Origin of the sequence: Chromobacterium phragmitis (assembly GCF_003325475.1) — a bacterium.
Taxonomy (GTDB): domain Bacteria; phylum Pseudomonadota; class Gammaproteobacteria; order Burkholderiales; family Chromobacteriaceae; genus Chromobacterium; species Chromobacterium phragmitis.
The window spans coordinates 2,057,371-2,079,839 of sequence record NZ_CP029495.1; the positions used below are offsets into that span (position 1 = coordinate 2,057,371).

A 22,469-nucleotide genomic window follows, 5' to 3' on the forward strand; every position below is an offset into this window, starting at 1 on the left:
ATGCTGCCAGCCCAAATGGTCACTACCGCCTTCGAACTGCCCGGCTACCGGGTGACAGCCAATCTGGGCGTGGTGCGCGGCATCACCGTGCGTTCGCGTTCGGTGGTGGGCAATTTCTTCGGCGGACTGCAGTCGCTGTTCGGCGGCAACATCACCATCTATACCAGCTTGTGCGAGCGGGCGCGCTCGGAGACCTACGCCGAGATGTGCCAGCACGCGCAAGCGCTGGGGGCCGACGCGGTGATAGGCATGCGTTACGACGCCACCGAGGTGATGACCGGCCTCACCGAGGTGCTGTGCTACGGCACCGCGGTCAGGCTGGAGCCGCTGCCGGGCCGCGGCGGCTGACTCCGCGCCTGGCTAGCCCAGCCGGCGCAGGCGTTCCGCCTGCTCGTCGCAAAAGCGGATCTCACGCGCGGACGCGCCGCGCAGCCACAGCAGCTGCCAGCCGCCGGATGCCGCCGGCAACAGTCCGCCGAAGCGGAAACCCGCTTCGCGCAGTTGCGTTTCCCGCGCCAGCGCCTCCTGGTTCGCCGGCAGCTTCAGGTAGATCAGCTGGCTGGCGGGCAGCGCGGCGATTTCGGCCAGCCGCGCCGGGGTCGGCTGCCCGGCGGTCAACTCCAGCCGCTGGCCATGGCGCGCCAGCGCGAGGCCGGGCAAGTTGGAGCTTGAGACCGCGCCGCTCTCTTCCCCCAAGGCCTGCCGCAACGGCGCCAGCCATTCCTTCCAATTTTCCGGCCAGTCCAGCCGCGGCAAGGGCCGCGGTTTCAGCGGCAAGCAGCCGAACAAGATGCTTTCCGGCTCCGGCCCGGCGAACGGCGTGTCGATGTAGTCCGGCAGCAGCGCGGTGTTGTGAAAGCCCAGCGCGCGCGCGACATACTGGCTGCGCGGATGCGCGCACACCTGCTTGATCGTCAGCAGCTCGATGCCGAGACCAGGGGCCGCGGCGCGCAGATGGCGGCCCAGCAGGCTGGCGATGCCCTGGCCGCGCGCGTCCGGGTGCACCACGTTCATCGCCAGTTCGGCCTGGCCGGGCCGGGCCGGATCCAGCCACAGCGCGGCATGGCCCAGCAGCCGGCCGTCGTGGATCGCGACCGCCGAGCGCCATTGCCCGCTGGCGTTGCGTTGCTCGATCTGGCTGGGAAGATAGACATCGGCGTAGAAATAGCGGTCGTCGTAGATGGCCCGGAACAGCGCGCTGATGCCGGCGGCGTCGGACGGCTGGTAGTCGCGGGCCCAGGCGGCTTGCGGATGGCGTGCGCTCATGCGATGGCCTCCTCAGGCTGGTAGTCGCGCAGATCGGCCACCCGCATCAACTTGCCGGAGCGGGGGTGGGTACGCATCTGCGCCGGGGCGGTTTGTTCCAGCTCCAGACGCAGCTGATCGGCGGCGCACAGCGCGGCGATCGCCGGTTGCTGCAGCAGCAGCGCCTGCCGCAGCGCGGACAGATCCAGCGGCGCGCGCGCCGCCAGCAGCAGGCGCAGGCAGTCGCGGCCGAGCCGGCGCGAGATCTGCAGCTGCCAGGCCAGCAGTTCGCCCTGGCGGCTTAGCGCGGCGCCCAGTTCGTCCGGAAACAGCGACAGCGTGCCGACGCGGACGCGGTGGCCGTTTCCGGCGCGGCCCAGCAAGGCGAACTTGCGGTTCGGGCCCGGCGGCTCGCGCCAGCAGGCCAGGTCGCCGCTGGGGTAGCGTATCACCGGCATCAGCCGGCGCTGCAGATTGGTCACCAGCAGCAGGCCGGGCTGGCCGGGCTCGTCTATCGGCTCGCCGCTGTCCTCGTCGACGATCTCGATGGCGCTGTCGCCGTCGAACACCCGGTGCTCGCCGTGGATGCAGTCCGGGTCGGCGTAGCCTATCAGGCCGGCGTCCACGCTGGCGCAGCCTATCGAGCCGATGCGAGCCTGCGGGAATACCTGTTTCAGCAGCGCGATCTGCTCGCCGAATAGGCTTTCGCCGGCGTAGAGCACGGTTTCCACGCCGGGCAGGGCCAGCGCGTTTTCATCCAGATAATGGGCGAAGCGCAACAGCTGCGCCGGCACGCCGGCCAGAACATTGATCCGGTGAAGGCGGATGGCGTCGACGAGCGCGTCGTCGTCGACATTGCAGGTGAACGGAAATTCCAGCACCGGCACCGGCGAGCGCGACAGCGCGTCGTGGGTGAACAGCAGGCTGGTGTAGAGGTCGCCGGCGAAGAACAGGTTGGCGACGCGGTCGCCGGGGCGCAGCTGGCGGGCGAGGCCGGCGGCGAAGGTTTGGACGAAGGCTCGCCATTCGTCGGTGCTGAACACCGACAGCTTGCCGTCGCCGGTGGAGCCGCCGGTTTTGAAGACATGGCCGCCGACAGGGGCGGCGGTCAGCGCCGGCCAGCGCGACAGGTCTTGAGAGTCGCGCCAGTAAGCTGCGGGGTCGACCGGCGGCAGGTCGGACAGCCGCCAGCCCCGGGCTGGCAAGCCGCGGTAGAGCGCGCGGTAGTATGGCGAATGGTTGCGGGCGTGGTCGACCAGCGATATCAGATTCGGATTCATAATTATGTGTGTACATGCCGGCGCGGCCGCGCCGGCCGGGTTTCATCGTCTCAGGTCCAGCACCAGCGGAGTTTTGCCGCTGTGCGGATGGCGGCGGAATTCGGCGGCGGGCGTGGCGGTCACTTCCAGTGTGAGCAGGCCGCCGCCCACCACTTCGTTCAGCATCGGCTCTTCCAGCAGCCGGGCGCGGATCGCCCACGGGTCGCCGTCGGCCAGCAGCCGGATGCGGTCGCCGCCGCTGTCGGCGTTGTCCACCAGCCATTGCATCGGCAGGCCGATCTTGTCGGTCAACGCGGATGGGTTGACGAAGATGGTGCCTACCCGCAACAGCGATCCGTGGCGGCCGGTCAGGCGGAAGCGCGGCGCGGCCAGGCCGCAGGGGCAGAGGCCGGGCAGCCACTGGCCCAGATCGCCCAGGTCGTAGCGCTCCACCCGCTGCGCTTCGCGTTCCCGCGAGGTGAACACCAGACGGCCGACGGCGCCGGGCGCGGCGGGCCGATCGCTGTCGGTTTCCAGGATTTCCAGCCACTGAGCTTCGGCCAGCAGGTGGAATTCGCCGTCGCCGCCGTGCGGGCAGGCATGCCCCAGCGGGCCGGCGTCCACCGAACCGTACATCGCCGAGCGGATCAGCTCCACGCCGAAGCTGCCGATGTAGGCGCGCTGGCCGTCGCTGATGTGCTCGCCGCCGCAGAACACCTTGCGCACGCCGCCGTAGCGGCGCAGCACCTTGTTCTCGCATTCGAACAGCCGATGCAGGGTGCCGGGCATGCCGATCAGGGTGTTGATCTTCTGCTCGACGATGAAGTGGGCGATCTCGCTGAAATCGTCGTCCGAGGGGCCGCCCATCGGATACTGCGCGACGCCCAGCCGCTCCAGTATCGAGAAGAAGCTGAGCATGCCGCCGTACATCTTGCCGCCGTACAGCAGGTTCATCACCCGGTCGGTGGATGGATTCAGGCCGGCGGCCAGCATGCCGTCGGCGGCGGCGCGCATGTGGTGGCGGTAGTCGCGGTAGCTGACGCCGGCCAGTTTGGGCGCGCCGCTGCTGCCGCCGCTGCGGAAGAACAGCTGGGCCTTGTCGTTGGCGGGCTGGCTCTGAAAGGCGGCCTTGTCCATCAGCGGCAGCGCGGCCAGGCCTGCGGGCTCGGCCGGCGGCGCGTCCAGATGGGCGTGGCCGGGCAGGGCGGCGGCGTCCAGACTGACCGACACCCGGCGCGACAGCCGCTGCAGCGCGTAGACGCCGTCATGCGGCTCGCCATGGTAGCCGTCGTGCATGCGGCCGGCCGGCGCGACGCGGCTGACGCCGGCGGCGAGCAGCGCGCGGCTCAGTTCCGGCAGCTGCGCGGCGGGCGCGATCAGGCCGCAGCTTTGCAGATGGGTGCGCCATGGACGCAGGATGGCGGCGAGCGCGGCGCGCGGCGCCGGCCGCAGCTCCACGGTGCGGAACAGCGGCGACGGCGCCAGCTCCTGGCTCATGTTCCAGGCCAGCCGCCAGCCCTGGCCGGACAGCACCTGGCCTTGGCCATCGGCGAAAGCCTGGTCCAGCTTGTGGAAAGCCATCCGGGTGCTGATCTCGGCGGCTTCCTGCAGGTCCGGCGTCAGCGCGGGCCACAGCGGCGCGCGGCGGGCGAGCGCGGCGGCCAGCCGGCGCGCCATGTCGTGGATCACGGCGGGGTCGTCGCTGTCCACCAGCAGCGCCTGCGGGCTGGAGCAGGCCTGCTGGTCGAGGCGGCAGACGTCGTCGGCCAGCGCGTCCAGCGCGATGTCGCTGGCGGCGGCCGGCTGCAGATAGGCGAAGCTGACGCGGTGTCCCCAGTCTATCCAGCGGCAGCCCGGCGGCAGCTGGGCGCGGATCGCGGCCAGCGCGGCGTCGCCGCCCCAAGCCGACACGCCGTCGGCATGGGCCATCAGCCGGGAGAGCTCGCCGCTGGCAGCGGGCAGCACCGCCAGGCGGGCGGCCAGCTTGCCGCCGGCGTCGTGGCTCAGGAATTCCGCCATCAGCCGGGCGCTCAGGCCCTGATCGCTGCCGCTGGGGCGCAGCCAGTTGATGTTGCCGGCCAGCAGGCCTTCCAGCGCCGCCATGAACGGCAGGAGCGCGGCGTTGGACGGCGTCACGTGCAGCACCAGGCCCAGCGGCTGCCAGGCTTCGAAGCGGGCTTCGCGGTAGTCTGGCCGGCGCAGCGAGAACGGCCGCTCGCCCAGTTCGCGCTCCAGCTTGGCCCGCAGCGTTTCGCGTCGGCAGAGGGCGGCCAGTTCGGCGCGGGCCGCCGCGTCCAGCTGCGGATGATGCTCGGTCCGGGTCAGGGCGTCGGCGAAGCGCTCGGCGCAGGACAGCACAGTCTCGACGTCCAGCGGTTCGGCCAGGGTGCCGGCCAGGCGGCCGCTCAGCGCGGCCAGCGCCGCGTCGAGGTCGATGTCGGCGCGCAATGCTCCATCAATCAGATACATGTCAGGACTCCTTGATCAGTTCGGATGCGGCCAGCGCGCAGCTGCGGCTCTTGCTGGTTCCGGCGCGGCCCAACAGCTCGAACCAGTCGGTGGCCAGGCCGCAGCCGCAGCGTTCTGCCGGCTGCAGCACGGCGAGATCGCTCAGCAGCATGCTGTGCGCGGGGCTGGAGGTGATGTAGGGCGAGGCCAGGTGCAGGAAGCCGGCCTCGCCGTAGGGCAGCCGCGCCAGCGTGGCGGTGTCGCGCGTCCAGGCGCGGGCCCAGCTGGGCACGTGGAAGCGGTGGCGCGGGCACTCGTTGTAGGGCACCGGGTGCTCGACCGAACCGTAGCCGTCTCGGCAACGCTCGTCCGGCAAGCCTAGTTGCTCGCCCAGCCGGCGATAGAGCTCGGTCTTCGATATCGCCTTGTCGGCATGGGTTTTCCAGCCGCCGCCGAGGAGGACCAGCGATTCCGGATGCAGCGCCAGCGGCGGCAGGCCCATGTCGCGCATCCGCTCCAGCGTGAACCACAGGAAGGCGGGGAAGCCGAGGATGCGCACCGGCAGGCCTTCCTCGGCGAACTCCTGCAGCGCGCGCACGGTGCCGAAGGGATCGAACTCATTGGCCTTGCCGTTGTGGCGCAAGGCGTAGACGGCGCGGTTCACCGGCGCGTATTTGCTGAGGAACTGGTCGGTGTAGGCGGTGCCCAGCGTGATGGCGCCGGCCGGCTCGTAGCTGAGCAGCAGGTAGTTGCAGCGCTGCTCCGGGGTGTTCCAGCCGTAGTAGTCGAAAATGCGGTCCACCATGCGCTGGGCGGCGCCGATGCTGCGCTCGTCGTAGCGCATCCGGCTTTTCTGGCCGGTGGTGCCGGAGGAGGTGAGCTCCAGCGCGTTCTCGCCGGTTTTGCTCAGCAGCAGCCGGCGTTTGAAGTAGTTGGCGAAGATGGGCGGCAATTGCGACCAGTCGGACAGGCTGGCCAGCCGTTCCGGCGTGAAGCCGTTCTGCTCCAGCCAGCGGCGGTAGCCGGGGCTGTGCTCGCAGTGGTAGTCGACCAGTTCGCGCATCGCGGCGTCGAACAGGCGGTCGCATTCGGCGTCGGCGCGGTAGGGATGTTCCAGCGCGCACAGCGCTTCTACATGGGAAAGCGTGGTCATGGCGGTTCCTGTGATGGAGAAAACGGGCGTCAGGCGGCGACGGGGGCCGGCTGCGGGCGGCGCAGCAGCAGCCATAGCGGCGGCAGGGCGAGCAGCGAGGCCAGGCTGACGCCGGCGGCGAAGCGGGCCGGACTGTCGCCGGCGTCCAGCAGCGCGAGGACGACGCTGCCGCCGCCCAGCATCGCGGTGGACAGCATGCCCAGCATCGCGGCGACGCTGCCCTTGGCGTTGTCGCTGCAGTACAGGGTCAGCCGGTACAGGGTGGCGTTGCCGAGGCCCAGGCCGAAGGCGTAGACGGCCAGGCAGGCGACCAGCGCCGGCAGCGAGGGGGGCAGCGGCGCGCTGAGCCCGGTCAGCAGCAGCCCGCCGGCCATCGGCCACAGCGCCAGCCGCAGCAGGCGGGACAGCTCCATCCGGCCGGCCAGCCGGTTCAACAGCAGATTGCCGGCGATCATCGCGGCGAACACCGGCAGCTGCCACAGGCCGTACGCCAGGCCGCTGTAGCCCAGGCTGCGGATCAGCAGCAAGGGCGACAGGCCGATCCAGGCGATCAGCGGCAGGGTCAGCAGGCCCAGCGCCAGGCTGCCGCAGACGAATTCCCGGTGTTTCAGCAGCGCCAGATAATTCGCCAGCGCCACGCCCAGCCGCAGCGGCACCGGCTGCTGGGCCGGGCCGTCGCGCCGCGGCGCGCCCAGCGTTTCCGGCATCCAGCGCCACAGGCCCAGCGCCACCAGCGCGGAGGCCGCGCCGAGCAGGGCGAACAGCTGGCGCCAGGACAGGACCTCCAGCAGCAGGCTGCCCAGCAGCGGGCCGGCCAGCGGCGACAGCAGCGCGATATTGGCCAACAGGGCCATCAGCCGCACCGCGTCGGCCTCGGCGAAGGTTTCCTGCAGCGCCGGATAGCTGACCACCACGATGAAGCCCAGCGCGATGCCCTGGGCAAAGCGCAGCAGGTTGAACCAGGCGATGTGCTGGCTGCCGGAGGCGGCCAGGCAGGCGAGCGCGAAAATCAGGGTGCCGGCCAGCAGCGTCGGGCGGCGGCCGAAGCGGTCGGACAGCGGGCCGATCAGCCACTGGAAGGCGATGCCGCCCAGCAGAAAAGCGTTGAGCGCGGTGGGCACATGGCGGCTGTCGGCGGAAAGGTCGGCGGTGACGCGCAGCATGGCCGGCATCACCATGTCGCTGGCGAGGTAGGTCAGCAGTTCGAAGGCGGTGAGCAGCAGACAGAACAGCAAAGCCTGGCGGCGGGTGATGTGAAGCAGCGGACGGAATGATTCTTCTGGCATGATTGTTGCAGTTTTCGCGGTATGACGGGTATGTGGCAGCGCGTCGGCATATTCCGGCGCGGAGGGCGCCACAATAGGTCAAGTGGCCAGATTTAAACCCTGTCCTTTGGGATGGTTTATTACTGTTTATGCTGTTTTGTGGTGAATTGTGGAAATATCAGGTCGCCAATCTGTATTTGTTTGGAATCATTTTCGGCAATCTGCCAACATCATTGGCATGAGTTTTTACTCGAAACCGGCTTCGGCTATCATGCTGCGAATTAAGACGCATTCGAACCATTTCATGACAGGGCAGGGATGAGAAAAAGAATCTGGCTGGGCGGCGGATTGGCGGGTTTGCTGATCGCCGGCGCGTCCTATTACGCGCTGGCCGACAGCGACGCGCTGTGGCGCATCGTCGGCGGGCAATGCGTGCCGGCCCAGCAAGGCCAGGGCCGGCCGGGCCCCTGCGCCGAGGTGAAGCTGGATCAGGGCGTGGCGGTGCTGAAAGACCGCAATGGCCCGTTGCAGTATCTGCTGATTCCCACCGCCAAGGTCAGCGGCATCGAGAGCCCCGCGTTGCTGAGCGACGGCGCGCCGGACTACTGGCGCGAAGCCTGGCGCGCGCGCGGCTATCTGGACGCCCGCCGGGGCCAGCCGCTGCCGCGCATGGCGCTGTCGTTGACCATCAACTCGCAATACGGGCGCAGTCAGAACCAGCTGCACATCCATATTTCCTGCACCGACGCCACGGTGCGGCAGCAGGTGGACGATCTGGCCGATGGCCTGCAGCGCAGCTGGCGGCAGCTGCCGGTGGAATTGAAGGGGCATGCGTACTGGGCGCGGCGGGTCGATGCAGACGGCGCCGGCGATCCGGTTGGCGACGCTTTCCAGCTGTTGGCCAACGGCGTGCCGGGGGCGAGCGCCGAGATGGGCCGCTACGGCATGGCGATGCTGCCGGCTCGCTTCGACGACGGCGAGGGCTTCGTGCTGCTGGCCACCCGCGCCGACCTGTTCGAAATCAACCGCGGCTCGGCCGAAGAGCTGCAGGACCACGGCTGCCGGATTCTGCAGCCGTGATAGCCATCCCCGCGATGGCGGCGGATGGGGGTATCATCGCGGCCTGGCCGGGGCGCGGCGCAGGCTGGCGGATGTTCCGCCGGCGGCGGCGCCTGGCAGCGGAGAGAGAGCATGAAGCAGAGTTTGGCGCTGGTGTCGCTGGTGGTGGCCGATTACGACGAAGCCATCGCGTTTTTTGTCGGCAAGCTGGGTTTCGAGCTGACCGAAGACAGCTACCAGGCGGAACAGGACAAGCGCTGGGTGGTGGTGACGCCGCCGGGCTCGGCGGCCGGACTGCTGCTGGCCCAGGCTAGCAACGACATTCAGCGCGCGGCGATCGGCAACCAGGCCGGAGGCAGGGTGTGGCTGTTTCTGAACACCGATGATTTCTGGCGCGATTACGAGCGCTACCGCGCGGCCGGCGTCGAGTTCACCCGCCCGCCGCTGGAGCAGGATTACGGCACGGTGGCGGTGTTTCTCGACCTGTGCGGCAATCAGTGGGATCTGATTCAGAGCAAGGGCTGAAGCTGCGTGCTTTTCGCTAGGTCCCAAGCATGGGGGCTGGTTTATTAGGCTGATGTGTCCGCTGCGCGGACGATGTTTCAGGTGGCGGTTCCGCCCGCCAGACGGGCCAGGGGCTGTGCGGCCAGCCCCTTGGCGATCCCAGGCCGCCCCTGCCGCCCGCGAAACCCCGGCAAGAAAGCATCTGGCCAGGCGCCGCCGAAACTAGCCGCGCGCTAGCGTCGCGCGGCGTCGAACATATCGGCGGCTTAACACCTGGCCAGACGCTTTTTTGCCGGCGCGTCCTGAAGGGGAAATGGGTGCGTTGCTAACGGTCTGCGCGGAATGGAAGACTCAGAAACCGCTAGTCAGGCTTGGCTTATTTTCTGGCCTTGGCCAGATCGGTCAGCACCCGCGACGCGGCGAACAGGCCGAAGCTGGCCGTCACCACCATGCCGGCGCCGAAGCCGGCGCAGGACAGGCCTTGCGGTCCGCGCGCGTCTCCCGCCTCGCAGGCCTGGGCCTGCGGGTAGACCAGCTGCTCGGTGGAGTAGACGCAGGGCACGCCCATTTTCTTGCCGTCGCGGGCGAAGCCGTGGCGACGGCGCAGGTTGTAGCGCAGCTTGGACAACAGCGGGTCTTGCGTCACCTCGGACAGGTCGGCCAGCTTGATCTTGCTCGGGTCCATCTGCCCGCCGGCGCCGCCGGAGACGATGAAGCGCTGGCGCTTCCCGGCGCACCAGGCGGCCATCGCCGTTTTCACCTTCAGGCTGTCGATGCAGTCGACGATGTAGTCGTAGCCCTGGCCCAGCATCTCGTCCATATTCTCTTCGGTGACGAAGTCTTCTATCTCCGTCACCTCGCAGGCCGGGTTGATGGCTTTGACCCGCTCGGCCAGCGCTGTCACCTTGGCCATGCCGTACAGCGGGTCCAGCGCCGGCAACTGGCGGTTGGTGTTGGATTCGGCGACGTTGTCCAGGTCGATCAGCGTCAGGCGGCCGATCGCGCTGCGGGCCAGCGCTTCCACCACCCAGGAGCCGACGCCGCCTACGCCCACCACGCAGACATGGGCGCGGCCGAAGCGCGCGAGCGCGTCGTCGCCGTACAGGCGGGCGATGCCGCCGAAGCGGCGGTCTAGATCGGCGGAGTGGTCCATCGGGATAACCTGTTGCGCAAAAACGGCCAAGGATAACCAAGGCGAGGGCGGGGTGCCAGTCCGGGCGCGGCCTGGCGGCGGCGGCGGCGTTCCGGGTGTGGCGTTTCTGGCTCCGCGTGAAGAATTTTTTACAATCCAACTGCTTGATAGATTGGAACCTTTTCCCGGTTGCCCTATCTTCTCCTATACGCGCCGGTTTCGCCGGCCGCGTTCCGAGACCGGTACGAATTGCCGTCGGCAGGTCCTCTGCCGGTCGACTCTCAGTTCTAGGGAGAATCCGATGAAGCAGCAAAGGTTCGACATCGATCTGGATAAGCATTACAACGCCACCGTGGTCATCGCCTGCGAGGAGTGCGGGCGAGAAACCCGCCAACATCTGAAGGCCTTGTTACCCGACCATGCGCTGCGCTGCAGTTGCGGCGCCGACATCACGATGGCCACGCCGGACATCCAGAAGGCGGAGCGTCAAGCCGACGCGATCCGACAATCGTACCGAATCCACTGAACGGCCTAGACTGACAATCCGTTGAATGCAAGACGCCGGCCTTCCGCGCCGGCCTTATCAGGCCAAGCCTGAATCTCCGATGCATGTCCGATGACGGCGGCCCCAGCGGCCGCCGTCGGTATTCGGCCTATTGCGCCAGCTGGGCGTCGTAGTCGCGGAAACCGTTCTCCACCGCCGGGATGATGTCGACGAACTCGAAATAAGGCTCGGTCACCACCCGGCTGTCTCGCAGCGCGTCTATCAGATAGTAGAAAGCCGTCACCGACTCGGTCTCGAACATCGCCACATCGCTGCAGCGGGTGGTGAAGGCTTCGGCGTCGAACCAGCGCATGCGCACCTCGGGATAGCGGGCGTAGATGGGTTTCAGCGTGTCCTCTTCGAAGCGGCGGCGCTCCGGCCGGCTCAGCCGCAGCCAGTTGGGATGGACGCGCAGCAGCGCGAAGAAAGTCATGGTCTTGGACATGGCGAGACTCCAGTAGGGAATGAGGATGCGGCGGGCCGGCTCCGCTCAGCCATTAATGTAGGCGCGCTTGCGATGCCGGAAAACTCGTGTTTAGCTTGGTCCATGCCAGACATTCCGCAGCCGCGCAAAACGCCGCTCCAGGCCCGCTCCCGCCATGCCGTCGCCGCCATTTTGGAGGCGGCGGCTCGCATTCTGGCCCGCGACGGCTATGCCGCGTTCAACACCAACCGCGTCGCCGAGGAGGCCGGGGTCGGCATCGGCTCGCTCTACCAGTACTTTCCCAACAAGCAGGCGCTGGTCGCCGCCTTGCATCGCCGCCATGGAGAAGAGACCTTGGCGGCGCTGGATCGCGCCTTGGCTGACACCGCCGGCCAGCCGCCGCGCGAACGGCTGGCGGCGATGGTGGTCGCCGCGCTGGATCTGCATCGGCGCGAATTGGGCCTGCACCGGGTGCTGGAGCGCGAATGGCCAGCCTTCGACGAGCCGCCGGCCAGCAACCCGCTGGACCAGGCGCTGCGCGAGCGGATGGAAGCCTGGCTGGCCGAATCCGGCCTCGATCCCGCCAAGGCCGGCACCTTGCTGCGCATGGCGGACAGCCTGACGCACGGCCTGTTGCTGGATGCCGACCCGGGCGCAGCGGGCCTGGAACACACGATCACCGACGCGCTGGCGGGTTTTTTGGGCTTGCCGGCGCGGCCACACACTTGAGGAGAAGCCCATCATGCAGAAGATAGACCTGCGCAGCGACACCGTGACCCAACCGACCCCGGCCATGCGCCAGGCCATGTTCGACGCCCCGCTGGGCGACGACTGTTACGGCGACGACCCCACCGTGCTGAAGCTGGAAGCGCTGGCCGCCGACAAGCTGGGCAAGGAGGCCGCGCTGTTCGTGCCCAGCGGCACTTTCGGCAACCAGCTAGCGCTGTTCACCCATTGCCGCCGCGGCGACGAGGTGATCATCGAGGACAACAGCCACATCGTCTCGCACGAGGCCGGCGCGGCGGCGGTGATCGCCGGCGTCCATATGCGCGCGGTGGAAGGCGTCAACGGTTTGATGGCGGTGGAGCAGATCGAGCGCCGCATCCGCGTCGGCGACGACATCCACGAGCCGCGCACCGGCCTGATCTGCCTGGAAAACGCCCACAGCAACGGCCGCGTCTTGCCGCTGGCCGCCATGGCCGACACCGCCGCGCTGGCGCGCGAATACGGCGTGCCGGTGCATCTGGACGGCGCGCGCGTGTTCAACGCCGCCGCCAGCCTGGGCTGCGATGCGCGCGAGGTGGTCCGCCACGTGGACAGCGTGATGTTCTGCCTGTCCAAGGGCCTGGCCGCGCCGGTGGGCTCCATGCTCGCCGGACGCGAGGATTTCATCGAACAGGCGCGCCGCAAGCGCAAGCTGATGGGCGGCGGCCTGCGCCAGGCCGGCGTGCTGGCCGCGCCGGGCATCCTGGCGCTGACCGAGATGGCGGCGCGGCTGGATGAGGACCACGCCAACGCCCGCTACCTGGCCGAGGGCCTGGCCAAGCTGCCCTGCGTGGACATCAATCCGGCCGACACCCACATCAACCTGGTGTGGTTCCGCTTCAACGCCGACATCGACTCCGCCGAGTTGATGGCCGCGCTGGAAGAGGCCGGCTTCCTGGCCAACCCGCCGCACATGGGCATGATGCGCCTGGTCACCCACTGGCAGGTGAGCCGCGCCGACATCGACCGTCTGCTGGAGGCGATGCAGCGCGTGCTCAGCGACTGAGGCCTATAACCAGTAGATAGACCGATGGGAGCAGGCCGCATGCGGCAACGCTTGATGTTCGGCGGGCTGCTGGCGGCCGTTTGCTTGCGCCCGGCGTTTGGATTGGCCGATGGCCTGGCGCAGGTGCGCATCTACACCGACGACGATCCGCCCTATGTGATGGTCAGCCCGTCCGGACAGGTGATGGGCGGCACTACGGTGGAGAAGGTGACGCGGGTGATGCGCAGGCTGGGCCTGCCGTTCGGCGCGCTGCAGGCCGCGCCGTGGGCGCGCGCCTACCAGGAGGCGAAAACCCGGCCCTACGCGATGGTGTTTCCCATCGCCAGGACCCGGGAACGGCAGAAGTACCTGGACTTCACCTTCAAGATTCTCGACACCGACGTTTATTTCTACCGGCTGGCCGCGCGCAACGACATCCAGCCGCGAACCTTGGACGAGGCACGCAAGTACCGCGTCTGCGTGGTGCTCAACGACTACCGGCACGAGTTTCTGGCGGAGCAGGGCTTCGCCCGGCTGGAGGTGTCGCCGGACGCCACGCTCAACGTCAAGAAGCTGGCCGCCGGCCGTTGCGACCTGCTGCCTTCGTCGGAAAACGGCATCGCCAGCAAGCTGAAGGCGCTGGGGCTGGAGCGCGCACAGGTGGCGCGCGGCATCCGGCTGGACAAGCTGGACAGCGGCCTGTACGCCGCATTCAACAGGGACACCCCGCCTGAGGTGATCGCCCGCTTTAGGGCCGCCGCCGCCGAGGAACCTTGAGGGAGAACGCGATGCGCCGCCGCTATGGGTGGCTGTGCTGCCTGTTTGCCCTGCCGGCCTGGGCCGATCTGCCGCTGGACCGGCTGCGCGCCGACGCGCCGCGCGAGCTGATGCTGCTGGATGGCGGCTACAGCGAGGGCGACCCGTGTCAGCCCTGGGCCTGGCACGGCTACAACGGCATCGAGGCTAGGGCGCTGGGTCTGGCCGGCGCGTGGATGCTGGCGCATGGCAAGCATTGAGGCGATTTGGCAGCGGCGCGCGCCGGTGCTAACCTCGCCGCCATTCATTGATTTCTTATCTATCGCGCCATGACCCCGTCCCAAGACCACCACGCCTGGCTGGAAAGCCTGGATTCCAAACGCGCCGCCGCCTGGGTGGCGGAGCAGAACGCCCGCACCGAAGGCGTGCTGGACGCCGACCCGCGCTTTGACGGCCTGAAGGCCGACATTCTGGCCCATCTGCGCGACACGCGGCAGATTCCATACTTCGCCGAGCACGCCGGCTGGCTGTACAACTTCCATCAGGACGAGGCGCATCCGCGCGGCATTTACCGCCGCTCCACCCTGGACGACTACCGCGTCGGCAGCCAGGACTGGCAGACGGTGCTGGACATCGACGCCTTGGCCGACGCCGACGGCAAGGACTGGTATCTGGACGGCGTGTCCCACTGCACGGTGACGCCGCAGCGGGCGCTGGTGCATCTGACCAACGGCGGCGGCGACGCCACCGTGGCGCGCGAATACGATGTCGAAGCGCGACGCTGGGTGGAGGGCGGCTTCAGCTTTCCCGAGGGCAAGAACCACATCGCCTGGCGCGATCCGGACAGCGCCTTCGTCTGCCCCGGCTGGAAGGGCGCGCCGCTGACCCGCGCCGGCTACCCGCGCGAGGTGTGGCTGGTGGAGCGGGGAGAAGACGGCCAGCATGGCTGGACCCAGCTGTTCGCCGCGCCGGAAGACGCGATGATGACCGCGGCCTGGCGCTTCCTGGACAGCGACGGCAGCGCGCTGGACTTGGCCGAGGTGTCCGACGGCTTCTACCGCAAAACCTATTACCTGATCGACGGCGGCCTGGAATTGCACGCGCTGCCGCTGCCGCCCAAGGCGGAGATCGAGGCCTATATCGCCGGCGATTTCATCGTCAAGCTGGCCGAGGACTGGACCTGGCAGGGGACGAACTATCCCAGCGGCAGCCTGCTGGCGGTGAGGCTGGCCGGCCTGCTGGGCGAGGGCCCCGCGCCGCAGACCTTGCAAGCGCCCGAGCCGCGCCTGGCGGTGGCTATGGTGGAAACCACGCGCAGCCGGCTGCTGGTCAACCTGCTGGACAACGTCAAAAGCCGCATGCTGTGCTTCGCCAAGCAGGACGGCGAGTGGGTGCGCCAGCCGCTGAGCCTGCCGGAGGACGGCGTGATCGAAATCGCCGACCAGCCGTGGCAGAGCGACGTGCTGTACTACAGCTACAGCGACTTCCTGACGCCCTGCGGCCTGTACCGTCTCGATCTGGAAAACGGCGCGAGCGAATGCCTGCGCCGCCAACCGGAGGCCTTCGACCCCGCGCCCTATGTGGCCGAGCAGTGGCAGGCGACGGCGCCGGACGGCGAGAGAATTCCTTATTTCGTGGTGCGTCGCCGCGATGCGCCTTTCGATGGCTCCACGCCGACCTTGCTGTACGGCTACGGCGGCTTCGAGGTGCCGATGCTGCCGTATTACATCGAAAACTTCGGCCCGCACTGGCTGGGCCAGGGCGGCGCTTTCGTGCTGGCCTGCATCCGCGGCGGCGGCGAGTTCGGCCCGCATTGGCACCAGGCGGCGCAGGGGCCCAAGCGGCAGGTCAGCTTCGATGACTTCATCGCGGTGGCGGAAGACCTGATGGACCGCCAGCTGACCTCGCCGGCCAAGCTGGCGATAGAGGGCGGCAGCAACGGCGGCCTCTTGGTGGGCGCGGCGATGGCGCAGCGGCCGGAATTGTTCCAGGCCGTGGTGTGCGAGGTGCCTTTGCTCGACATGCTGCGTTACACCGAGCTGTTGGCCGGCGCCAGCTGGATAGACGAGTACGGCGATCCGGAAGACGAAGCCGAGCGCGAAGCGCTGGCGGCGTACTCGCCGTATCACCATCTGCGCGCCGACGCACGCTATCCATTGGCCCTGTTCACCACCAGCGCCAGCGACGACCGCGTGCACCCGGGCCACGCGCGCAAGATGGTGGCGCGCTTGCGCGAGCTGGGCCACGACGCGCTGTTCTACGAAACCGATGGCGGCGGGCACGCCGGCAACGCCGGCCAGGAAGACACGGCGAAAGAGCTGGCGCGGGTGCTGGTGTATCTTTACCAGCGGCTGTGCGACTGATCCGCGAGGTTGGATGAGAAGGGGCGCGCAAGCGCCCTTTTTCGTTTGCGGCATCCTGTCCGGCGCGGGGCGCATGGGGAATGCTGTTTGCATTCTCAGGATTGCCGGCGAGGGAAGCGGGGGCGTACCATCGGCTCAGGCCGGCTCGCCGCCGGCCATCGCAAAGACAATAAGAGGAAAACCATGCAAGGGAAGAGATTGCTGCCGCTGGCCATGCTGTTGAGCCTGCCGGCGGCCTGGGCCGGAGGGCTGGATTACGGCGCCTATGGCGTCGATTTCAAGGGAATGGACCGCAAGGTGCGGCCGCAGGACAATCTGGCGCTATACGCCAATGGCGGCTGGATGAAGCGCACGCCGATACCGGCCGAGCGCTCGTCCATCGGCGTGGCGGAGCTATTGTACGAGCGCAACCAGCAGCGGGTGCGCGACCTCATCGAGCATGCCGACTCCGCGGCCTCCGCCGACGCGCGCAAGATCGCCGATCTTTACCGCAGCTTTCTTGACGAAAAGACCATCGCCCGCCGCGGCCTGGCGCCGCTGAGACCGAAGCTGGCGGCCATCGCCGCGCTGGACAGCGCCGACGCGGCCATCGCCTACATGGGTCGGCTGCAGGACCAGCCGGAGGACACGCCGTTCCGTTTCTATGTCGGCCAGGACAACAAGAACTCGTCCGCCTATCTGGCTGGTGTCTACCAGTCCGGCCTGGCGATGGACCGCGATTATTACCTGGAGCCGTCGGCCGACTTCGCCGCCGCGCGCAAGGCCTACCAGGCCTATCTGGCCAAGCTGCTGACGCTGGCCGGCGAGAAGGACGCCCAGCCGCGCGCCGCCGCGGTGTTGGCGCTGGAAACCCGGCTGGCCAAGGCGCAGTGGAGCAATGTCGACAACCGCGACGCGCAAAAGACCTACAACAAGACCGGCGCGGCAGAGCTGGCCGGCAAGTTGTCCGGCTATGATTGGCCGGCGCTGCTGAAGGACGCGCAGCTGTCCGCCGCCGCCGATCTCAACCTGGACCAGCCCAGCTACCTGGAGCAGCTGCCTGGCCTGCTGCGCGCCACGCCGCTGCCCGTGCTGCGCGACTACCTGGCGCTGCGCACGCTGGACGCCTACGCGCCCTATCTGGACAAGCCGTGGGCGGCCGCGCGCTTCGACTTCTACGGCAAGGCGCTGGACGGCCGTTCGGCCGACCGGCCGCGCTGGAAGAAGGCGGTGACGCTGGTGAACGAGGGCATGGGCGAGGCGGTGGGCAAGCTGTACGTGGCCAAGTACTTCACGCCGGAAGCCAAGCGCCAGGCTGACGAGCTGGTGCGCAACTTGCTCAAGGCTTACGACCAGAGCGTGGACACGTTGGACTGGATGAGCGCGGAAACAAAGAAGGAGGCGCACCAGAAGCTGTCCAAGTACGTGACCAAGATAGGCTATCCGGACAAGTGGCGGGACTACGCCAGCCTGGAGATCCGCGCGGACGACCTGATCGGCAACGTCGAGCGCGTTTCCGAGTTCAACTACCGCCGTCAGGCCAGGCACCTGGGCCAGCCGGTGGATCGCGCCGAATGGGGGATGACGCCGCAGACGGTCAACGCCTATTACAACCCGGCCAACAACGAGATCGTGTTTCCGGCCGCCATTCTGCAGGCGCCGTACTTCGATCCCGCTTTCGATCCGGCGGTCAACTACGGCAGCATCGGCGCCACCATCGGCCACGAGATCAGCCACGGCTTCGACGACCAGGGCCATCTGTTCGATGGCGACGGCAATATGCGCAACTGGTGGACGGCGGCCGACGAGGCGCACTTCAAGGAGGTGACCGCCAAGCTGGTCAAGCAGTACGGCGGCTACGAGCCGGTGAAGGGCCACAAGGTCAACGGTGCGCTGACGCTGGGCGAGAACATCGCCGACAACGCCGGCCTGGAAATCGCCTACAAGGCGTACCGGATCGCGCTGGACGGCAAAGAGGCCCCGGTGCGCGACGGCCTTAGCGGCGACCAGCGCTTCTTCATCGCCTTCGCGCAGTCCTGGCGCGGCAAGAGCCGCGACGCGGCCACGCTGAAGCAGCTGGTGTCCGATCCGCACACGCCCGATTTGTGGCGCGCTTTCGGCACGGTCCGCAACCTGGACCCGTTCTACCAAGCCTTCCAGGTCAAGCCGGGCGACAAGATGTACCTGCCGCCGGCGCAGCGCTTCCATCTTTGGTGGTGAAAAAAGCCGGGCTCCATCGGGAGCCCGGCTTGGCGGGACAGGCGGCAGGCGTTGCCTACCACTTGTCCTTGTCGGCGTCGAACATGCCGGCGGCCGGCTTGTGCTTCTTGCCAGCCGCTTTCTTGCCGGATGCGGCCGGCGCGGAGGACTCGGCCTTGGCCGCCGCCGCCGGCGGGGCGAGCTCGCGCAGTTGCAGGCCGCCGGGCGGGATCTGTTCCAGCGGCATCTTGACGTTTTCCAGATGCCCCTGGGACATGGTCGGCATCACCTTGTCGACCACCACTTCGCAGCAGTCGAACTCGGCGCGGCCCAGCGACTGGCCGGTTTGCGGGTCTTTCACTTCCTGGCCCAGCGATACCAGCTTGTAGCGCGCGCCTTCGCGGACGGACTGGCCGCCCTGGCTGAGGATCACGTTGTTGCCGGTACGCGAGGCCACGGTGACGGGGAAGGTGCGGACCAGGATGGCGCCGACGATGCGGTCCACGATCTGGCCTTCCATGCCGCGGCGGATGGCGTCGGCCGAGCCATCGCCCTGCTTGCCGGCGTCGCCGGACAGCATGTTGGACAGCTGGACCTGCCGGTTGGCGACATGGATCACCCGCTGCGACAAGTTCCATCTGGCCTGCTTCTTGTCGTAGTCGAACGCGGTCAGGTGGCCGGTCCAGATCAGATCGGCGCTGAGCGCCTGGCTGATCTTGGAGCGTTCCGCCGAAGGCGTCTGGCCGGAGCTGATCATGTCCAGCTCCTGCTGCACGTCGTCGCCCAGCTCGCGGTCCAGCACCGAGAAGCGGCCGGTGTTGGCCAGCGCGTCCAGCGTCTGCTGGTGGATCTCGCGGGCCACCTGCTCGGCCGGCACCGCGATGCCCGCCAGCTTGAAGGATTCGCGCTCGATGTACACCGGACCCACCACGATCTTCAGCTTGCCGGCGGACGCCGGCTGGACGAACTTGGCGATCTTGGCTTCGATGCTCGCCTTGTAGTTCTTGCTCAGCAGGCCGGGCTCTTCCATCTTGACCAACTTGAAGCCGGTGACCACGCCGCCGGACTCTTGGGCGACGTATTCCGCGAACGCGTGCGCGCTCAGTTGCCTGGCGTCCTTGCCGGCCGCCACGGACAGCGTCGCCTTGACTTGCTCGGAAGCCAGGTCGAAGGAGGCGCCGTTGACCTGCTTGATCGCCAGCTTGAGCGCCTCTTCCACTGCCTCCGCCGGGCTGGCGCCGATGCCGGTGGCGGCGCTGTCCACCGATTCAAGCTTGCCCGCGTCGGGCTGAGCCTGGATCGGCGCGCTGGCCGCGGCCGGCTTGGACTCGGACGCGGCCTCTTCCTTGTGGGAGCACGCCATCAGGCCCAGGGCCAAGGTGGCGGCGCCCATCACGTATCGCAACTTCATGTCGTTTCCTTGGCCGGTTTCACCGACTTAGAGAGCCTGGGTGGCATCCTTGGGAACCGGAATGTCGTGGCTCTTGGCGAAGCTGACGGCTTGCTTCAGCGCCTCGTACAGGTTCTTGGAGTTGCCCGGCAGGTTGGTGACGATGTAGGCGCCGGAGGACAGCTTGGGCAGGTCCAGCGGGGAGGCGGAGGCCAGCGCGTCCTTGAAGCCGCTGAGCTGGTTGGCCATCTTGGTGTACTTCAGCACTCCCTTGGCCAGCGAGCCCAGGCCTTCGGCGTAGGCTTTCTTGGCTTCGGCGTCCAGCTCGGTGCCGGCGCTCTTTTGCTGCTCGCTGATCGCCTTGGCGACGGCGCTTTGCGCGGAATCGGCCTTGCTCAGGCTGTCCTTGGTGGCGCCGGAGGTCAGCGCCTCGGCTTCGGCCTTGGCCAGCGCGGCGGCGTCTTTCGCGCCCAGCGCGGAGGCCATCAGCGATTGGGCCATCAGCACTTGCTTGTTGGCGCCGGTGTAGGATTCGACCAGTTGCTGCTGCTGGCCGACCAGGTCGGCGCCGCTGCTGCTGTTGCCGGAGCCGCCGGCCAGGCTGGTGACGGCGTCGAACATGCCGGCGTGGGCGGGTACGGCGGCGAGGCTCAGGGCGGCGAGGGCGGCCGCGATCAGGGTTTTGCGCATTTTCATCTCCGGATGCATTGTCGTTGGGTGAATCGGTTCTGGTTTATTTGATGCCGGCGTTGGTCATCTGGCTCAGCAACTCGCGGGCGACGTCTTCGGCGGCCTTCTTCAGCGCGTTGACCTGGGCTTCTTCTTCGGTGGGGCCCAGGCCGGCCGCCTGGATCGGACCGACTTCGGCCTTGGTTTCCGGGATGGCGTCGCTGGCGTCCAGCAGCTTGCCGGTGGCGGCCACCGATACGCGGAACAGGCCGGTGGCCGGATCGGTGTCGGCCAGGCGCACGTCCAGCGTGCCGTAGGCGATGTACGGCACCTTGGCGTTCTGCAGGCCGGCGGCCACATTGCGCTCGGTTTGCGGCTGCAGGTCGTTGCCGGACTTGAAGTCGGTTTCCACGCTCTTGATCTTCAGCAGGCCCTTGCTGTACGGCTCCAGGTAGGCGGCGTCCACCACCTTGAAGCCGGCGCCGGCGAACACGCCGTTGAACACGCTCTTCAAGTAGTTGCTGGGGAAAATGGCATAGGTTTTCTTGGTGGCCTTGCGGGTGGTGCTGCCGCCGGTCTCCACCGATTCGCGATACTGGCCGCCTGAGCGGCTGGCCTTGCCTTGGGCTTTCACTTCAACGGCCTGGTATTCGCGGTCGTCGAAACGCTGGGAGCTGTCGGTCTGGCGGGAGACGAAGATGAAGGTCAGCTTGGACTTCTGGCCGCCGTTGGCCGCCTGGGCGACGGCGGAGGACGCCTTGACCGCGTTGTTCAACTGCGACACGTTGAGCGTGGCGCGCAGCGTGACCGTGTACTGGCCCATGTCGGGGCGGTCTTCCTCGTTCAGGATCGCGGTTTCCAGGATGTAGCGGTCCGGGTCGGCTTTCACTTTCTCGCGGATGGCGTCTAGGTTCTGCGACTGGGCGTCGCCCGCCTCGGCGTAATACTTGTCGATGGCCTTCAGTTGCGCCTGGAGCACCGCTTGCGCGCGCACTTCGGGCGTGACCTTCTTGCCGAACAGCGAGGATTCGTATTTGACAGTGGCCTGACCCTTGGCCGTGGCGGTGGCCGCCAGCGCCTGGGCGCCGAACAGCATCATGAATGCGATCAGAAAACTACGGATCATTTGCAGGCTTTCAATAATTGTTGCGTGGAGTGGATCTGCTTGTCGATGTCGGAGGCGGCGGTGGACGACTTCAGCCAGTCGCTGCGATTGCCGGCCAGGTTGTCGGCCAGCTTGGCGAACAGTCCCTTGATGGCTTCGTGGTAGGCGGGAAAGTCGTCGATGGTGTCCTGCGATGCCGGCACCAGCTTGACTTCGCCGTTCTTGAAGTCGGCATCCAGGTAGTTCTTGCCGGACACGGGCTCCTGAATGTTGACGTGGGCGTAGGCGCCGTAGATGTAGCTGGTTCCGGCCGGCACTTCGCCACTCTTGATGTGGCGGAATTTGGGGATGTCCAGCGTGATGGCGTAATCGGCTTCCGGCAGCTTGAGCATGAACACATCGCCTTCGGACACCCGCATGGACAGGGTGTTGCCGATGGCGTAGCCCTTGGTGTAAGGCAGCAGCGGCACGCCGGTCTTGCTGGACAGGTTTTCCGCGAACAGGTCCGCGGCCCAGGTTTCCGCGGTGCCGGGCGTGCGGGCCAGCTCGGGAGGCAGCTCCTTGCGGGCGTCGTCGCCCAGGCGCACCTTGGCTACCTGCAGGAAACGCGGCACCTGGTCCGGAACGGTCGCGTCGCGCATCACGTCGGCGAAGCGCTGCAGGATGCCGGGCTTGTCCTGGTCGCCGTAATACAGCGTGGCGAAGCGTTCCTGCATCTCGCGCTCGTTGGGGTAATGATCGATCAGGTCGAGGTAGGCGAAGCTCAGAGGATAGGAGCGCAGCACGGTCATGCTCTTGAAGTCGAAGAACATCGCCTGGGCTCGCACCTGGGTCATCAGCTTGGCGACATCGCCGAAGCGCTCCGCGGAGACAGTCTCTCCCGTGATCAGCAAGGTGGCGACGACGGCCTGGTCTTGGCCTTTCAGCGAGGTCAGTCCTTGCGGGTTCAGCTCGAAGTGCCTGGGCTTGTCGGCGGCCAGCTTGGCCGCCAGCTGCTTGTTAAGAGCGTTGCCGCGCGAGGCTTGGGCTTTTTCCAGCCTCAGGCTGTAAGGGAAGCGGGCGGGGATGGATTTGCTGTCGCCCGAATAGGACAGACCGGCAAAGGTGACGCTGGCGGCCTGGCTGGCAGATGCTGCCAGCAACAGGCCCGCGACCAGCCATAAGGAGCGTAGCGTGGGTATCAAGAAAGCATTCCTTTCGCAATCCATGCGCATTTTGAGCATGA

General features: G+C 67.6%; 21 protein-coding genes. 10 read left to right on the forward strand and 11 right to left on the reverse strand.

The window, feature by feature from the left end; translation table 11 throughout:
• A complete protein-coding gene (locus tag DK842_RS09710) occupies nt 1–348 on the forward strand; it encodes a YbjQ family protein (RefSeq protein WP_114061289.1) in 348 nt (115 codons plus the stop codon).
• A 12-nt stretch (nt 349–360) separates the two neighbouring features.
• Here the strand turns inward: DK842_RS09710 and DK842_RS09715 are convergent, their stop codons facing one another.
• Genes DK842_RS09715 through DK842_RS09735 form a run of 5 tightly spaced genes read right to left on the reverse strand, consistent with a single transcriptional unit; the run spans nt 361 to nt 7,391 of the window.
• A complete protein-coding gene (locus tag DK842_RS09715; protein ID WP_114061290.1) occupies nt 361–1,266 on the reverse strand; it encodes a GNAT family N-acetyltransferase in 906 nt (301 codons plus the stop codon).
• The gene (locus tag DK842_RS09720) at nt 1,263–2,525 is read right to left on the reverse strand and encodes a phenylacetate--CoA ligase family protein (RefSeq protein WP_114061291.1); all 1,263 of its coding nucleotides are present in this window, start codon (nt 2,523–2,525) and stop codon (nt 1,263–1,265) included. The genes DK842_RS09715 and DK842_RS09720 overlap by 4 nt, the downstream gene beginning before the upstream one ends.
• Before the next feature lie 42 nt (nt 2,526–2,567).
• The gene (locus DK842_RS09725) at nt 2,568–4,973 is read right to left on the reverse strand and encodes an acyl-CoA reductase (RefSeq protein ID WP_114061292.1); all 2,406 of its coding nucleotides are present in this window, start codon (nt 4,971–4,973) and stop codon (nt 2,568–2,570) included.
• Between the two features lies 1 nt (nt 4,974).
• Nucleotides 4,975–6,105, reverse strand: coding sequence for a LuxE/PaaK family acyltransferase (locus tag DK842_RS09730; RefSeq protein WP_114061293.1), 1,131 nt, complete (start codon nt 6,103–6,105; stop codon nt 4,975–4,977).
• 29 nt (nt 6,106–6,134) lie between these two features.
• Complete coding sequence (locus tag DK842_RS09735; protein ID WP_114061294.1) at nt 6,135–7,391, reverse strand: MdfA family multidrug efflux MFS transporter; 1,257 nt, start codon at nt 7,389–7,391, stop codon at nt 6,135–6,137.
• Nucleotides 7,392–7,688: 297 nt separating this feature from the next.
• On the opposite strand from DK842_RS09735, the gene DK842_RS09740 reads away from it, so the two are divergent.
• Both DK842_RS09740 and DK842_RS09745 read left to right on the forward strand, forming a co-directional pair.
• The gene (locus DK842_RS09740) at nt 7,689–8,450 is read left to right on the forward strand and encodes a CDP-diacylglycerol diphosphatase (protein WP_114061295.1); all 762 of its coding nucleotides are present in this window, start codon (nt 7,689–7,691) and stop codon (nt 8,448–8,450) included.
• A gap of 111 nt (nt 8,451–8,561) precedes the next feature.
• Entirely contained in the window at nt 8,562–8,954 is a 393-nt protein-coding gene (locus DK842_RS09745) for a VOC family protein (protein WP_114061296.1), read from the forward strand.
• Nucleotides 8,955–9,309: 355 nt separating this feature from the next.
• Here DK842_RS09745 and DK842_RS09750 read toward each other — a convergent pair whose 3' ends face one another.
• Nucleotides 9,310–10,086, reverse strand: coding sequence for a tRNA threonylcarbamoyladenosine dehydratase (locus DK842_RS09750; RefSeq protein ID WP_114061297.1), 777 nt, complete (start codon nt 10,084–10,086; stop codon nt 9,310–9,312).
• Between the two features lie 280 nt (nt 10,087–10,366).
• Here DK842_RS09750 and DK842_RS09755 point away from each other — a divergent pair, with 280 nt between their 5' ends.
• Nucleotides 10,367–10,591: a hypothetical protein gene (locus DK842_RS09755; RefSeq protein WP_021475044.1), complete on the forward strand. Its 225-nt coding sequence runs from the start codon at nt 10,367–10,369 to the stop codon at nt 10,589–10,591.
• Between the two features lie 127 nt (nt 10,592–10,718).
• On the opposite strand, the gene DK842_RS09760 is transcribed toward DK842_RS09755, so the two are convergent.
• On the reverse strand, nt 10,719–11,054 hold the full coding sequence (locus DK842_RS09760) for a darcynin family protein (protein WP_114061298.1): 336 nt from the start codon (nt 11,052–11,054) through the stop codon (nt 10,719–10,721).
• A 102-nt stretch (nt 11,055–11,156) separates the two neighbouring features.
• On the opposite strand from DK842_RS09760, the gene DK842_RS09765 reads away from it, so the two are divergent.
• The 6 genes from DK842_RS09765 to DK842_RS09790 all read left to right on the forward strand — a co-directional run bounded on the left by DK842_RS09765 (nt 11,157) and on the right by DK842_RS09790 (nt 18,101).
• Nucleotides 11,157–11,762 (forward strand): TetR/AcrR family transcriptional regulator, encoded by a 606-nt coding sequence (locus tag DK842_RS09765; RefSeq protein WP_114061299.1) that lies wholly within the window; start codon nt 11,157–11,159, stop codon nt 11,760–11,762.
• Nucleotides 11,763–11,775: 13 nt separating this feature from the next.
• On the forward strand, nt 11,776–12,804 hold the full coding sequence (gene ltaE / locus DK842_RS09770; protein ID WP_114061300.1) for a low-specificity L-threonine aldolase: 1,029 nt from the start codon (nt 11,776–11,778) through the stop codon (nt 12,802–12,804).
• Nucleotides 12,805–12,843: 39 nt separating this feature from the next.
• Nucleotides 12,844–13,560, forward strand: coding sequence for a substrate-binding periplasmic protein (locus DK842_RS09775; protein WP_168194862.1), 717 nt, complete (start codon nt 12,844–12,846; stop codon nt 13,558–13,560).
• 11 nt (nt 13,561–13,571) lie between these two features.
• A complete protein-coding gene (locus DK842_RS09780; RefSeq protein ID WP_114061302.1) occupies nt 13,572–13,799 on the forward strand; it encodes a hypothetical protein in 228 nt (75 codons plus the stop codon).
• A 69-nt stretch (nt 13,800–13,868) separates the two neighbouring features.
• The gene (locus DK842_RS09785; protein ID WP_114061303.1) at nt 13,869–15,902 is read left to right on the forward strand and encodes a prolyl oligopeptidase family serine peptidase; all 2,034 of its coding nucleotides are present in this window, start codon (nt 13,869–13,871) and stop codon (nt 15,900–15,902) included.
• A gap of 183 nt (nt 15,903–16,085) precedes the next feature.
• Nucleotides 16,086–18,101 carry a M13 family metallopeptidase gene (locus DK842_RS09790; RefSeq protein ID WP_232538644.1) on the forward strand — a complete coding sequence of 672 codons (2,016 nt, stop codon included), beginning with the start codon at nt 16,086–16,088 and terminating at the stop codon, nt 18,099–18,101.
• Nucleotides 18,102–18,156: 55 nt separating this feature from the next.
• Here DK842_RS09790 and DK842_RS09795 read toward each other — a convergent pair whose 3' ends face one another.
• Genes DK842_RS09795 through DK842_RS09810 form a run of 4 tightly spaced genes read right to left on the reverse strand, consistent with a single transcriptional unit; the run spans nt 18,157 to nt 22,428 of the window.
• Nucleotides 18,157–19,491, reverse strand: a complete 1,335-nt coding sequence (locus tag DK842_RS09795; protein WP_114061304.1) for a CsgG/HfaB family protein — start codon at nt 19,489–19,491, stop codon at nt 18,157–18,159.
• Between the two features lie 27 nt (nt 19,492–19,518).
• Nucleotides 19,519–20,160, reverse strand: coding sequence for a hypothetical protein (locus tag DK842_RS09800; protein WP_145964009.1), 642 nt, complete (start codon nt 20,158–20,160; stop codon nt 19,519–19,521).
• 43 nt (nt 20,161–20,203) lie between these two features.
• Complete coding sequence (locus tag DK842_RS09805; RefSeq protein ID WP_198414663.1) at nt 20,204–21,265, reverse strand: hypothetical protein; 1,062 nt, start codon at nt 21,263–21,265, stop codon at nt 20,204–20,206.
• The gene (locus DK842_RS09810) at nt 21,262–22,428 is read right to left on the reverse strand and encodes a hypothetical protein (protein ID WP_145964010.1); all 1,167 of its coding nucleotides are present in this window, start codon (nt 22,426–22,428) and stop codon (nt 21,262–21,264) included. The genes DK842_RS09805 and DK842_RS09810 overlap by 4 nt, the downstream gene beginning before the upstream one ends.
• Between the last annotated feature and the right edge of the window lie 41 nt (nt 22,429–22,469).

Excerpts from the sequence above, each read along its gene's own strand:
- DK842_RS09710 (WP_114061289.1), top strand. The coding sequence starts at position 1 with ATGCTGCCAGCCCAAATGGTCACTACCGCCTTCGAACTGCCCGGCTAC.
- DK842_RS09715 (WP_114061290.1), bottom strand. The coding sequence starts at position 1,266 with ATGAGCGCACGCCATCCGCAAGCCGCCTGGGCCCGCGACTACCAGCCG.
- DK842_RS09720 (WP_114061291.1), bottom strand. The coding sequence starts at position 2,525 with ATGAATCCGAATCTGATATCGCTGGTCGACCACGCCCGCAACCATTCG.
- DK842_RS09725 (WP_114061292.1), bottom strand. The coding sequence starts at position 4,973 with ATGTATCTGATTGATGGAGCATTGCGCGCCGACATCGACCTCGACGCG.
- DK842_RS09730 (WP_114061293.1), bottom strand. The coding sequence starts at position 6,105 with ATGACCACGCTTTCCCATGTAGAAGCGCTGTGCGCGCTGGAACATCCC.
- DK842_RS09735 (WP_114061294.1), bottom strand. The coding sequence starts at position 7,391 with ATGCCAGAAGAATCATTCCGTCCGCTGCTTCACATCACCCGCCGCCAG.
- DK842_RS09740 (WP_114061295.1), top strand. The coding sequence starts at position 7,689 with ATGAGAAAAAGAATCTGGCTGGGCGGCGGATTGGCGGGTTTGCTGATC.
- DK842_RS09745 (WP_114061296.1), top strand. The coding sequence starts at position 8,562 with ATGAAGCAGAGTTTGGCGCTGGTGTCGCTGGTGGTGGCCGATTACGAC.
- DK842_RS09750 (WP_114061297.1), bottom strand. The coding sequence starts at position 10,086 with ATGGACCACTCCGCCGATCTAGACCGCCGCTTCGGCGGCATCGCCCGC.
- DK842_RS09755 (WP_021475044.1), top strand. The coding sequence starts at position 10,367 with ATGAAGCAGCAAAGGTTCGACATCGATCTGGATAAGCATTACAACGCC.
- DK842_RS09760 (WP_114061298.1), bottom strand. The coding sequence starts at position 11,054 with ATGTCCAAGACCATGACTTTCTTCGCGCTGCTGCGCGTCCATCCCAAC.
- DK842_RS09765 (WP_114061299.1), top strand. The coding sequence starts at position 11,157 with ATGCCAGACATTCCGCAGCCGCGCAAAACGCCGCTCCAGGCCCGCTCC.
- ltaE (WP_114061300.1), top strand. The coding sequence starts at position 11,776 with ATGCAGAAGATAGACCTGCGCAGCGACACCGTGACCCAACCGACCCCG.
- DK842_RS09775 (WP_168194862.1), top strand. The coding sequence starts at position 12,844 with ATGCGGCAACGCTTGATGTTCGGCGGGCTGCTGGCGGCCGTTTGCTTG.
- DK842_RS09780 (WP_114061302.1), top strand. The coding sequence starts at position 13,572 with ATGCGCCGCCGCTATGGGTGGCTGTGCTGCCTGTTTGCCCTGCCGGCC.
- DK842_RS09785 (WP_114061303.1), top strand. The coding sequence starts at position 13,869 with ATGACCCCGTCCCAAGACCACCACGCCTGGCTGGAAAGCCTGGATTCC.
- DK842_RS09790 (WP_232538644.1), top strand. The coding sequence starts at position 16,086 with ATGCAAGGGAAGAGATTGCTGCCGCTGGCCATGCTGTTGAGCCTGCCG.
- DK842_RS09795 (WP_114061304.1), bottom strand. The coding sequence starts at position 19,491 with ATGAAGTTGCGATACGTGATGGGCGCCGCCACCTTGGCCCTGGGCCTG.
- DK842_RS09800 (WP_145964009.1), bottom strand. The coding sequence starts at position 20,160 with ATGCGCAAAACCCTGATCGCGGCCGCCCTCGCCGCCCTGAGCCTCGCC.
- DK842_RS09805 (WP_198414663.1), bottom strand. The coding sequence starts at position 21,265 with ATGATCCGTAGTTTTCTGATCGCATTCATGATGCTGTTCGGCGCCCAG.